A 10,604-nucleotide genomic window follows, 5' to 3' on the forward strand; every position below is an offset into this window, starting at 1 on the left:
GACGCATTGTGAGTGAGCTGATCCGCGTACCCGACATCGGCAACGGTCAGGGTGAAGTCATCGAACTGCTGGTCAAGGTCGGCGACAAGGTCGAGGCCGACCAGAGCCTGCTGACTCTGGAATCCGACAAGGCCAGCATGGAAATCCCCTCGCCCAAGGCTGGTGTGGTGAAGAGCCTGAAGGTCAAGGTGGGCGACACCCTGAAGGAAGGCGACGAGATTCTCGAGCTGGAAGTCGAGGGTGGCGCAGCCGAGGCTCCGGCCGCGGCGCCCGCCCCGGCTGCCGAAGCGCCCAAGGCCGAGGCTCCGGCCCCGGCCGCCGCACCCGCTGCCGCCGCCCCGGCGGCAGCGGCCAGCGTCCAGGACATCGCCGTCCCGGACATCGGCTCGGCGGGCAAGGCCAACGTCATCGAGGTCATGGTGCAAGCCGGCGACACGGTCGAGGCCGACCAGTCGCTGATCACCCTGGAGTCGGACAAGGCCAGCATGGAAATCCCCTCGCCGGCTGCCGGCGTGGTGGAAAGCGTGTCGATCAAGGTCGGTGACGAAGTCGGCACCGGCGACCTGATCCTCAAGCTCAAGGTCGCGGGCGCCGCTGCCCCGGCCGCCGCCGAACAACCGGCCGCCGCGCCGGCTCCGGCTGCTGCTCCGGCCGCTCCGGCGGCCGCGGCTCCAGCTCCGGCCGCCAAGGCCGAAACCCCGGCCCCGGTCGGCGCGCCCAGCCGCGACGGCGCCAAGGTGCATGCCGGCCCGGCCGTGCGCATGCTGGCTCGGGAGTTCGGCGTCGAGCTGGCCGAGGTGAAGGCCACCGGCCCGAAAGGCCGCATCCTCAAGGAAGACGTGCAACTGTTCGTCAAGGAACAGCTGCAGCGCGCCAAGTCGGCCCCGGCCGGCGCCACTGGCGGCGCGGGCATCCCGCCGATTCCGGAAGTCGACTTCAGCAAGTTCGGCGAAGTGGAAGAAGTGGCCATGACCCGCCTGATGCAGGTCGGCGCCGCCAACCTGCACCGCAGCTGGCTGAACGTGCCCCACGTGACCCAGTTCGACCAGTCGGACATCACCGACATGGAAGCCTTCCGCGTCGCGCAGAAGGCCGCCGCCGAGAAGGCCGGCGTCAAGCTGACCGTGCTGCCGATCCTGCTCAAGGCCTGCGCCCACCTGCTCAAGGAACTGCCGGACTTCAACAGCTCCCTGGCCCCCAGCGGCAAGGCGCTGATCCGCAAGAAGTACGTGCACATCGGCTTCGCCGTGGACACCCCGGACGGCCTGCTGGTGCCGGTGATCCGCGACGTCGACCGCAAGAGCCTGCTGCAGCTGGCCGCCGAGGCCGCCGAACTGGCGGAGAAGGCGCGCACCAAGAAGCTCTCGGCCGACGCCATGCAGGGCGCCTGCTTCACCATCTCCAGCCTCGGCCACATCGGCGGCACCGGCTTCACGCCGATCGTCAATGCGCCGGAAGTGGCGATCCTGGGTGTGAGCAAGGCGACCATGCAGCCGGTGTGGGACGGCAAGGCCTTCCAGCCGCGCCTGATGCTGCCGCTGTCGCTGTCCTACGATCACCGGGTGATCAACGGCGCCGCCGCCGCGCGCTTCACCAAGCGCCTGGGCGAGCTGCTCGGAGATATCCGCACCCTGCTGCTGTAACCGCATCGGCCCCCATTCGGGGGCCGATCGCTTTCTACCAACGAGCACGCCACGCTCGTTCTCTCCAGCCCTGTCGGATGACGGGGCTTTTTTTATTCGCGCCGGCCGCGATAATGGCAAACAGCCATTACCCATGGCATTCTCCGATCAACGGCACCCCGCATGCCGCTCAAAATCCTCCCGGTCCCGCCGATACAGGCATTGCTTGTCAGACAAAACCGCATCATGCACCCTTGCCTTCGCCCAACAGAAGTCGGCCGAGGCAAAGTACCTCGCCCAGTAGTGGAAAACCGCCGAGCATGAAGAGTCATCCCGATACCGCCAATCGCCCGGCGGTCGAGGCTGTCACCCAGCTCCCCGTCCCGTCGCGGCTGGGGCTGCTGCGCTTCGAGCGGTTGAATGAACCGAGCTGGACCCTGCTGTTCCTCGACCCGGCCTGCGAGCGCGCCTTCGGCGTGCCTGCCGCCGAGCTCTGCGGCCTGCTCGACGCCCCCTACGCCAGCCTGATGGAACCCGAGGCGCGGCACCGCCTGCACGAACAGATCCAGCAGCAACTGGTGGAACACGCCCACTACCAGGTGCGCTACGCCCTGCACACGCCCCGCGGCGTGCTGAACCTGCTGGAAGTCGGCGAGGCCTTCCAGCAGCGCGGCCGCCAGCTGCTCCACGGCTACCTGCTGCAGGACGAAGAAGGCGCCCGCCAGGAAACCCAGGGCGAGCTGGCGGAACAGAACCTGCGCCTGCAGATGTCCCTGGAGATGTACCAGCGCTCCCAGGACGAGCACCTGCAGCACCTGGTGCGCTCGCGCGCCCAGCAGAACCTGATCGTGCGCCTGGCGCGGCACCGCTACCAGTCCAGCGACCCGCTGCTGGAAGCCGCGCAGCTGATCGCCCAGGCCGCCAGCGAGGCCTACGACGTGGCCCGCGCCGGCATCTGGCGGCTGACCGTCGACGACCACATGGAGCCGATCGCCGTCTACCGCCGCGACATCGACCAGTTCGAACTGCCGCGCGGCTTCGACGCCAGCCGCTACCCCAACTACCTGGAGGCCATCAACAGCGGCCGCGCCATCGACGCCCACAACGTCCTGCAGGACCCGCGCACCCGCGAGCTGGCCGAGGCCTACCTGCGCCCGCAAGGCATCAGCGCCATGCTCGACGCCACCATTCGCGTCGGCGGCGAGGTGGTCGGCGTGCTCTGCCTGGAGCACATCGGCGAAGTGCGCCTGTGGCAGAGCGACGAGATCGCCTTCGCCGGCGAGCTGGCCGACCAGTACGCCCAGGTGCTGATGAACCACGAACGGCGCAGCGCCTCCAGCGCCCTGCACCTGTTCCAGCGCGCCGTCGAGCAGAGCGCCAGCGCCTTCCTGCTGATCGACCGCGACGGCGTCATCGAATACGTCAACCCCAGCTTCACCGCCATCACCCAGTACGGCGCCGACGAAGTGCGCGGCCGCCGCCTGGCCGAGGTGCCGGCCCTGGCCAACCTCAGCGAGCTGCTGTTCGACGCGCGTTCCACCCTGGTCAACCAGAACAGCTGGCAGGGCGAGTTCCGCAGCCGGCGCAAGAATCTCGAGCCCTACTGGGGCCAGCTGTCGCTGTCCAAGGTCTACGCCGACGACGGCGAACTGACCCACTACATCGGCATCTACGAAGACATCACCCAGAGCAAGCTGGCCCAGCAGCACATCGAGAAGCTCGCCTACCGCGACAACCTCACGGGCCTGGCCAACCGGCACTACTTCATCAACGTGCTGGAAGAGCGCCTGCGCGCCGGCTCCGGCCCGCCCCTGGGCCTGCTGCTGGTGGACATCGACAACTTCAAGCGGATCAACGACAGCCTCGGCCACCAGACCGGCGACAAGCTCCTCGCCAGCCTCGCCCGGCGCCTGCGCAGCAGCCTGGTGGACGGCACCACCCTGGCGCGCTTCGCCAGCAACGAATTCGCCGTGCTGCTGGAGGAATCCAGCCCCGGCCGCGGCGAGCGGGTGGCGGCGCAGATCCTCGACGTGCTCGACAAGCCGCTGTTCGTCGACAACCAGCTGATCAACATCACCGGCTCCATCGGCCTGGCCTACGCACCGCAGCACGGCCATGACCCGCAGACGCTGATGAAGAACGCCGGCCTCGCCCTGCACAAGGCCAAGGCCAACGGCAAGCACCAGTTGCAGACCTTCACCGAGGAAATGACCGCCGAGGCCAGCCACAAGCTGTTCGTCGAGAACAACCTGCGCCGCGCCCTGGTGCAGAACGAACTGGCGGTGCACTACCAGCCCAAGCTGTGCCTGCGCAGCGGCCAGTTGCTGGGCCTGGAGGCGCTGCTGCGCTGGCAGCACCCGGAGAAGGGCATGATCCGCCCGGACCAGTTCATCAGCGTGGCCGAGGAAACCGGGCTGATCATCCCCATCGGCAAGTGGGTGATCCGCGAGGCCTGCCGCATGGGCCGCGAGCTGGCGGAAAACGGCCTGGGCGACCTGAACATCGCCATCAACCTGTCGCCCAAGCAGTTCAGCGACCCCGACCTGGTCGGCTCCATCGCCGCCATCCTCCACGAGGAACAGGTGCCGGCCGGGCGCCTGGAGCTGGAACTGACCGAAAGCCTGCTGCTGGACGCCACCGCCGACACCAAGCAGCAACTGGAACGCCTCAAGCAACTGGGCCTGACCCTGGCCATGGACGACTTCGGCACCGGCTACTCGTCGCTGAGCTACCTGAAGAAATTCCCCATCGACGTCATCAAGATCGACCGCAGCTTCATCAAGGACATCCCGGACAACCAGGACGACATGGAAATCACCTCGGCGGTGATCGCCATGGCCCACAACCTCAAGCTGCAGGTGGTCGCCGAAGGCGTCGAGACCGCCGCCCAGCTGGCCTTCCTGCGGCGCAACCGCTGCGACATCGGCCAGGGCTACCTGTTCGACAAGCCGATCCCCGGCGCCCAGCTCGCCAGCAGCCTGCAGCGCTATCCCTGCCGCGGCGAGTGAAAAGCTCCACAGCCCGCACAAAGGCTGTAATCTCCAGGGTCTTCGCGCGTCTATCGCCATCCGGACAAAGGAGACCCAGGCCATGACCCTTCGCTCGCAGATACTCGTCAACAAGCAGGAACTGCCCACCCAGGCCCAGGCCCTGCCCGGCCGTGAGGCACCGATGCCGGTGCCGGAAACCCACTACGTCAACGGCCATCCGCTGTGCCCGCCGTTCCCCGGCGGCCTGCAGCAGATCGTCCTGGGTCTTGGCTGCTTCTGGGGCGCCGAGCGGCGCTTCTGGCAGCAGCCGGGGGTGTGGGTCACCGCCGTGGGCTACGCCGGCGGCCTGACGCCCAACCCCACCTACGACGAGGTCTGCTCTGGCCTGACCGGGCACAGCGAGGTGGTGCTGGTGGTGTTCGACGCGCAGCAGACCAGCCTGGAACAGCTGCTCAAGGTGTTCTGGGAGTCCCACGATCCGACCCAGGGCATGCGCCAGGGCAACGACACCGGCACCCAGTACCGCTCGGCCATCTACTGGTACGACCAGGCGCAAAAAGCCGCGGTGGAAGCCAGCCGCGCCGCCTTCCAGAAGGAGCTCAGCGCCGGCGGCTACGGCGAGATCACCACCGAAATCCGCGAAGTGCCGCCGTTCTACTACGCCGAGGCCTACCACCAGCAGTACCTGGCGAAGAACCCCAACGGCTACTGCGGCCTGCGCGGCACCGGGGTGTGCCTGCCGGCATAACGCGACCCGTAGGAGCGGATTCATCCGCGATGGCGCCGGCCTGCGGCCGGATCGCGGACGGATGGATAGGCGCCCCACGGAAACCTGTAGGAGCAGGCCCTGCCTGCGATTCGCGCGCAGGGCGCGCTCCTACATGGGAGCGGTGTGGGTCGGCGTAGGAGCGGATCTTATCCGCGAAACGCGCCGGAACCCCCGGCTATCGCGGACAAGGTCCGCGCCTACGAAGAGCGCCCTTCCTCGACCAGCCAATCCAGCCGCCAGCCGCCTTCGCTCTGCGCCAGCACCTCGGCCAGCCAGGGCAGCAGCTCGCGCAGTTCTTCCTCCAGCGGCCACGGCGGGTTGGCGATGGCCAGGCCGGAGCCGTTGAGGCGGTCGGCGCTGTCCGCCGGGTGCACCAGCAGTTCGACGCGCAGCAGCTTGGGCGCCTTGCTGCGTTCCAGGCCCTGGTAGAAGTGCCTGAGCTGGCGCTCGTCCTTGATCGGGTACCAGATCGCCACCACCGTCTGGCGCATGCGCCCGATGGCCTCTTCCAGGGCGATGACGCAGCGCTCCAGCTCGTCGGCCTCCTCGAAGGGCGGGTCGATCAGCAGCACCCCGCGCTTTTCCGGCACCGGCAGCAGCGCCCGCGGCAGCAGCCAGCCGTCGTTCTGGTGCACGGCGATGCGCCGCTCGCCGCCCATGTTGGCCTTGAGCAGGCGGCCGTCCTCCGGGTGCAGCTCGTTCAGGTGCACGCGGTCCTGGGAGCGCGTCAGGCGCCGCGCCAGCTCGGGCGAGCCGGGGTAGTACTGCAGCTCGCCGTCGGGGTTCAGCGCGCGCACCACTTCCAGGTAGTCCGCCGCCAGCTCCGGCACCTCGTCGAGCCGCCACAGGCGGCCGATGCCCGCTTCCCACTCGCCGGTGCGGCTGGCCTCGTCGCCCTGCAGGTCGTACAGGCCGATGCCCGAATGGCTGTCGAGGAAGGCGAAGGGCGTGTCCTTGCGCACCATCAGGGCGAAGATCCGCGACAGCACCAGGTGCTTGAGGACGTCGGCGTGGTTGCCGGCGTGGTAGGCGTGACGGTAGTTCATGAACGGCAGACTCCTTGAAGGCGTGCAGTTTAGCTGCACCGGCATTGTTTTAGGCCTTTATCACGCTCATGGATGTTGCTGTGCCTGCTTCATTCACCAGACTAGACTGCGGCCATTCCCCTGGAGGCCGACCATGTCCGAGACCCTGCTCAGCTCCCGCAACCTCGCCTTCGAGCTCTACGAAGTGCTCGACGCCGAGGCCCTGACCCAGCGCGAACGTTTCGCCGACCACAACCGCGAGACCTTCGACGCCGCCCTGGCCACTGCCCGCGGCATCGCCGAGGAGCTGTTCGCCCCGCACAACCGCAAGAACGACGAGCACGAGCCGCAGTACGTGGACGGCGCCGCGGTGCTGATCCCCGAGGTCAAGCCGGCGGTGGACGCCTTCAACGAAGCCGGCTTCCAGAATGCCTCGCGCAGCTTCGAACAGGGCGGCATGCAGTTGCCGCACCTGCTGTCGCGCGCCTGCTTCGCGCACTTCCAGTCGGCCAACATCGCCACTTCGTCGTACCCGATGCTGAGCATGGGCTCCAGTCACCTGATCGAGTCCTTCGGCGACGAGGAGCAGAAGCGCCTGTTCCTGCAGCCGATGATCGAAGGCCGCTTCTTCGGCACCATGGCCCTGACCGAGCCCCACGCCGGCTCGTCCCTGGCCGACATCCGCACCCGCGCCGAACCCCACGCCGACGGCAGCTACCGCATCCGCGGCAACAAGATATTCATCTCCGGCGGCGACCATCCCCTTTCGGAAAACATAGTCCACATGGTGCTGGCCAAGCTGCCGGATGCGCCGCCGGGGGTGAAGGGCATCTCGCTGTTCATCGTGCCCAAGTTCCTGGTGAACCCGGACGGCAGCCTCGGCAAGCGCAACGACGTGGCCCTGGCCGGGCTGTTCCACAAGATGGGCTGGCGCGGCACCACCTCCACCGCGCTGAACTTCGGCGACAACGGCGACTGCGTCGGCTACCTGGTGGGCAAGCCACACCACGGCCTGGCCTACATGTTCCAGATGATGAACGAGGCGCGCATCGGCGTCGGCATGGGCGCCATCATGCTCGGCTACGCCGGCTACCTGTACTCCCTGGAATACGCCCGCGAGCGCCCCCAGGGCCGCCCGGTGGACGCCAAGGACCCGACCTCGGCGCAGGTGTCGATCATCGGGCACGCCGACGTCAAGCGCATGCTGCTGACGCAGAAGGCCTACGTCGAGGGCGCCTTCGACCTCGGCCTGTACGCCGCGCGCCTGGTGGACGACTGCGAGACGCTGCCCACGGAAGAGGCGCGCAAGCAGGCCCACGAGTTGCTCGACCTGCTCACCCCGATCGTCAAGTCCTGGCCCTCGGAGTTCTGCCTGAAGGCCAACGAGCTGGCCATCCAGATCCTCGGCGGCCACGGCTACACCCGCGAATACCCGGTGGAGCAGTACTACCGCGACAACCGCCTGAACCCCATCCACGAAGGCACCCACGGCATCCAGTCGCTGGACCTGCTGGGCCGCAAGCTCAGCCAGAACGGCGGCGCCGGCCTCAAGCAGCTGACGCGCCTGATCCACCAGGCCTGCGAACGCGCCCGGGCCTACCCGTCGCTGGACGCCCTGCGCCAGCCGCTGGAGCAACTGCTGGCGCGCCTGTCGGAAGTGACCCTGGCGCTGCTCGGCGACCTGATGCAGGGCAAGGTGGCCCAGGGCCTGGCCAACTCGGCGCTGTACCTGAAGGCGTTCGGCCACACCGTCATCGGCTGGCGCTGGCTGGAACAGGCGATCCGCGCCGAGGAAGGCCTGGCCCTGCTCCACAACGGCGGGGGCAACCCCGCCGACGAGGACTTCTACCGAGGCAAGCTGCAGGCGGCGCGCTACTTCCTGACCTGGGAAGTGCCGTCCTGCCACCACGAGCTGGCCCTGCTCGAAGCCCGCGACGACACCTGTTCCAGCATGCGGGACGCCTGGTTCTAGTCCCGCCTGCCCCTTCCAGCCCCGGTCACGTCCGGGGCTTTTTTATGGGCCAGACCCTGGCGACAGGCTGCCTTTCGTAGGAGCGAGCTTGCTCGCGAACGGAGTATCCCGGTTGCAACGGTGTGCCGGGTCGGGCTCAGCCCCTCTCCCCAACCCTCTCCCTGAAGGGAGAGGGGGCCGATCGGCATGCGCGGGAAGCCAGGTGTCATCCCGGAACCTTCGGCGGTTCGCGAGCAAGCTCGCTCCTACAGGGGGATCCGGCATCGGGGAAAAGCCCTCTGAAAGCTCGCTGAAAGGCACTGCAATTAGCCTTTGACAGCCTTGCAAATCCGCAGGTTAGAATCCCTTGGCATGCGGCCTGCATCCTTCCCGTCAACGCCGCCGCTTCCCCCCTCGCCCCGCCAGGAGATCCGCCGCCTTGGATGCCGTCTCGATCAACACCTATTTCCTGGTGGGCGCGGTGCTGGTGGGCATGAGCATCCTGGTCAGCTCGCTGTCCTCGCGCCTGGGCATCCCGATCCTGGTCATCTTCCTCGCCGTGGGCATGGTCGCCGGCACCGACGGCCCCGGCGGCATCGGCTTCTCCAACTACCCCATGGCCTACCTGGTGGGCAACCTGGCGCTGGCGGTGATCCTCCTCGACGGCGGCCTGCGCACCCGCGTGGCGAGCTTCCGCGTGGCGCTCTGGCCGGCGCTGTCGCTGGCCACGGTGGGCGTACTGATCACCGCCGGGCTCACCGGCCTGGCTGCCGCCTGGCTGTTCAAGCTGAGCTGGATGGAAGGCCTGCTGATCGGCGCCATCGTCGGCTCCACCGACGCCGCGGCGGTGTTCTCCCTGCTCGGCGGCAAGGGCCTGAACGAGCGGGTCACCGCCAGCCTGGAAATCGAGTCGGGCAGCAACGACCCCATGGCGGTGTTCCTCACCGTCACCCTGATCGACATGCTCGCCCACGGCCAGAGCGAGATGAGCTGGAGCTTCCTGGCCCACTTCCTACGCGAGTTCGGCATCGGCGCCGTGCTCGGCCTGGGCGGCGGCTGGCTGCTGCTGCAGATGATCAACCGCATGCAGCTGGCCAGCGGCCTCTACCCGCTGCTGGCGATCAGCGGCGGCCTGCTGATCTTCGCCCTGTCCAACGCCGTGCACGGCAGCGGCATCCTGGCCATCTACCTGTGCGGCCTGGTGCTGGGCAACCAGCCGATCCGCTCGCGCCACGGCATCCTGCACATGCTCGACGGCATGGCCTGGCTGGCGCAGATCGGCATGTTCCTGGTCCTCGGCCTGCTGGTCACGCCCCACGACCTCTGGCCCATCGCCCTGCCGGCCCTGGGCCTGGCGCTGTGGATGATCCTCTTCGCCCGGCCGCTGTCGGTGCTGGTGGGCCTGGCGCCGTTCCGCGCCTTCCATGGCCGCGAGAAGGTGTTCATCGCCTGGGTCGGCCTGCGCGGCGCGGTGCCGATCATCCTCGCGGTGTTCCCGCTGATGGCCGGGCTGCCCAACGCCCAGCTGTTCTTCAACGTGGCCTTCTTCATCGTGCTGATCTCGCTACTGGTGCAGGGCACCAGCCTGCCCTGGGCCGCCAAGCTGCTGCGCGTGGTGGTGCCGCCGGACCCGGCGCCGATCTCCCGCGCCGGCCTGGAAGTGCACCCGACCAGCGAGTGGGAGCTGTTCGTCTACCACCTGAGCAAGGAAAAGTGGTGCATAGGCGCGGCCCTGCGCGAGCTGAAGATGCCCGAGGGCACCCGCATCGCCGCGCTGTTCCGCGGCACCCAGCTGCTGCACCCCTCCGGCAGCACCATCCTGGAGGCCGACGACATCCTCTGCGTGATCGGCCACGAGCACGACCTGTCGGCCCTCGGCAAGCTGTTCAGCCAGGCCCCGGACCGCGGCCTGGGCGCGCGCTTCTTCGGCGACTTCGTGCTGGAGGGCGACGCCCAGCTCTCGGCGGTGGCCTCGCTCTACGGCCTCAAGCTCGACGGCGTCGACGGCGAGCAGAACCTCGGCCGCTTCATCGCCCAGCAGATCGGCGGCCAGGCGATCATCGGCGACCAGGTGGAGTGGAACGGCCTGACCTGGACCGTGGCCGCCCTGGACGGGAACAAGATCCGCAAGGTGGGGGTCAAATTCCCCGAAGGTCGCCCGGGCCCCGGGTTGTTCCTCTGACAGACCACCTCCACGGACGCTAGCCAAGCCAGCCCACGCCCCTTCCGCGGCGGCGCGTCGGCCGT

At 68.2% G+C, this 10,604-nt stretch carries 6 protein-coding genes; 5 read left to right on the forward strand and 1 reads right to left on the reverse strand.

From position 1 onward, the window contains the following. Window positions 1-8 precede the first annotated feature (8 nt). The 3 genes from aceF (at window position 9) to msrA (ending at window position 5,360) form a co-directional block, all read left to right on the forward strand. The gene (aceF, locus tag QSJ95_RS17930; RefSeq protein WP_285644269.1) at window positions 9-1,643 is read left to right on the forward strand and encodes a dihydrolipoyllysine-residue acetyltransferase; all 1,635 of its coding nucleotides are present in this window, start codon (window positions 9-11) and stop codon (window positions 1,641-1,643) included. A gap of 299 nt (window positions 1,644-1,942) precedes the next feature. Beyond that, window positions 1,943-4,630 (forward strand): putative bifunctional diguanylate cyclase/phosphodiesterase, encoded by a 2,688-nt coding sequence (locus tag QSJ95_RS17935; protein ID WP_043268493.1) that lies wholly within the window; start codon window positions 1,943-1,945, stop codon window positions 4,628-4,630. Window positions 4,631-4,712: 82 nt separating this feature from the next. Continuing rightward, complete coding sequence (msrA, locus tag QSJ95_RS17940; protein ID WP_285644272.1) at window positions 4,713-5,360, forward strand: peptide-methionine (S)-S-oxide reductase MsrA; 648 nt, start codon at window positions 4,713-4,715, stop codon at window positions 5,358-5,360. A 218-nt stretch (window positions 5,361-5,578) separates the two neighbouring features. On the opposite strand, the gene QSJ95_RS17945 is transcribed toward msrA, so the two are convergent. Next, window positions 5,579-6,427 carry a 23S rRNA (adenine(2030)-N(6))-methyltransferase RlmJ gene (locus tag QSJ95_RS17945; protein ID WP_285644274.1) on the reverse strand — a complete coding sequence of 283 codons (849 nt, stop codon included), beginning with the start codon at window positions 6,425-6,427 and terminating at the stop codon, window positions 5,579-5,581. Window positions 6,428-6,560: 133 nt separating this feature from the next. Here QSJ95_RS17945 and QSJ95_RS17950 point away from each other — a divergent pair, with 133 nt between their 5' ends. Further along, the gene (locus QSJ95_RS17950; protein ID WP_285644276.1) at window positions 6,561-8,378 is read left to right on the forward strand and encodes an acyl-CoA dehydrogenase; all 1,818 of its coding nucleotides are present in this window, start codon (window positions 6,561-6,563) and stop codon (window positions 8,376-8,378) included. Between the two features lie 418 nt (window positions 8,379-8,796). Then, window positions 8,797-10,539 carry a potassium/proton antiporter gene (locus QSJ95_RS17955; protein ID WP_009613606.1) on the forward strand — a complete coding sequence of 581 codons (1,743 nt, stop codon included), beginning with the start codon at window positions 8,797-8,799 and terminating at the stop codon, window positions 10,537-10,539. The last annotated feature ends 65 nt before the right edge of the window (window positions 10,540-10,604 follow it).

The sequence above is a fragment of the Pseudomonas sp. NBRC 100443 genome, assembly GCF_030268185.1.
Classification (GTDB): Bacteria; Pseudomonadota; Gammaproteobacteria; order Pseudomonadales; family Pseudomonadaceae; genus Pseudomonas; species Pseudomonas citronellolis.

Coding starts and splice junctions, on each gene's coding strand:
- QSJ95_RS17935 (WP_043268493.1), top strand. CDS start 1,943: ATGAAGAGTCATCCCGATACCGCCAATCGCCCGGCGGTCGAGGCTGTC.
- msrA (WP_285644272.1), top strand. CDS start 4,713: ATGACCCTTCGCTCGCAGATACTCGTCAACAAGCAGGAACTGCCCACC.
- QSJ95_RS17945 (WP_285644274.1), bottom strand. CDS start 6,427: ATGAACTACCGTCACGCCTACCACGCCGGCAACCACGCCGACGTCCTC.
- QSJ95_RS17950 (WP_285644276.1), top strand. CDS start 6,561: ATGTCCGAGACCCTGCTCAGCTCCCGCAACCTCGCCTTCGAGCTCTAC.